At 58.6% G+C, this 758-nt stretch carries 1 protein-coding gene; it reads right to left on the bottom strand.

The features are described from left to right. Positions 1-758: alkaline phosphatase family protein (locus C0V97_RS18220; protein ID WP_305007335.1), on the bottom strand; the 758-nt coding region annotated here is incomplete at both ends.

Consider the following 758-nt stretch of genomic DNA (forward strand, 5'->3'; position numbering starts at 1 on the left):
AACTGGATCACAGAGGTATGGTCGAAAACCTGCGAGTTGACCCAGCCTCCTTTGGTCCAGGGCGAAATGATCAGCGCGGGAACGCGTGGTCCCAGCCCAACCGGTTCACCGTGGAAACTCTCTCCCCTTGTGGAGACGCTTCCAGCGCTCTCCGACGCACCATCGAGCGCCGGGACTGGCGGCGGTACATGATCGAAAAACCCGTCATTCTCGTCGTAATTGAGGATGAAGACGGTTTTTGACCAGGTATCCGGGTGGCGAACGAAGATATCGATCAGTTTGGAAATCAGATGCTCGCCGAATCCCGGTGGTGCTTCCGGATGCTCTGACAGCGCAGCAGGGGGGACGATCCAGGAAACCTGCGGCAGAGTGCCTTGGGCGATATCCTTCTCGAATGCGTCCAGCAGATAGCGGCCCTCGAGTTCGTGCATATTCTCCTTCGTCGATCCGGGGACGATGGCGCGGGCATTGCGGTAGCGCCAGTCTTTCGGGTCGAGGTTGCGGAACTGCCTGAATGAAGCGAGAGGGTTATCGCCGAAATTGTCGTATTCCTGATAAAACTTCCAGCTGACACCGGCTTCCTGGAGGCGTTCCGGATAGGTCGTCCAGTCGAAGGGCGTGAAATGCGGGTTGTCATGCGCCATGTCGGCAGACCAGTTGCCGTCATCCACATTCTCGACCGCCTGCTTCCCGTCTGCCCCTACGGAGAGGCCATTGGTGCCGGTGAAGAAATAGAGGCGGTTCGGGTTGGTCGGCCC

It is taken from the genome of Asaia sp. W19 (assembly GCF_003994335.1).
Classification (GTDB): domain Bacteria; phylum Pseudomonadota; class Alphaproteobacteria; order Acetobacterales; family Acetobacteraceae; genus Asaia.